The organism is Candidatus Bandiella numerosa (assembly GCF_021811875.1).
GTDB classification, from domain to species: Bacteria; Pseudomonadota; Alphaproteobacteria; order Rickettsiales; family Midichloriaceae; genus Aquirickettsia; species Aquirickettsia numerosa_A.
Genome location: NZ_JAJBJD010000200.1, coordinates 1 through 741, shown reverse-complemented (window position 1 = coordinate 741; position 741 = coordinate 1). Strand labels below are relative to the sequence as shown.

At 31.4% G+C, this 741-nt stretch carries 1 protein-coding gene; it reads left to right on the top strand.

What is annotated here, in order from left to right:
• Nucleotides 1-37: 37 nt before the first annotated feature.
• Nucleotides 38-741: IS3 family transposase (locus tag L8D11_RS05375; protein ID WP_236870641.1), on the top strand; the 704-nt coding region annotated here is incomplete at its 3' end.

Sequence of the window (741 nt, the reverse complement as noted above, 5' to 3'; positions counted from 1 at the left end):
CTAAAAGATATAAAAATATAAATAAAAAATAAGAAGTATGAGTAAAAAAGAAAAAAGAAATTTTAGCGCTGAACAAAAAACAAAAATAGTGCTAGAATTGATGGAATCAGAGTTGACAATAGCGCAATTATCGAAGAAATATGAGATAACAGGCAAGACAATACAAAATTGGAAAAAGCAATTCTTGGAAAATGCATCATTAGCATTTGAGCCAGCAAAAGTAGTGAGCGAATATAAAAGTGAGATAAAAGAGTTAAAAGCAGAAAATGATGAATTAGCTAAAGCATTAGGCAAAGCTACAGTAGAGAGGGACTGGGCAGTGGGAAAGCTAAACAGCTTGGATATACCAAATAAAAGGGATCTTGTCGATTCCAAGCTGGACAAAATATCAATGGCAAGACAATGCGAATTACTTAAGATAAGCAGATCTATGATGTATTATAAGCCAAAAATAATGAGCATATATAATAAAAGAATTATAGATAGAATAGATGAGATATACACAGCAAATCCAGATTATGGCTATCGCTACATATATCATCATTTAATAGAAGACGGGTTCAATATTGGTAGAGATAGAACTCTAAAATATATGAATATCATGGGCCTAGAAGCAATATTCCCTAAGAAAAAGAAGAATATTTCTATAGGAAATAAATCACATAAAATATACCCATACCTTCTTGAGCCTTATTGGAAATCATCGAATGGCAATAGATCCGTATACGTACCTAGATCTAA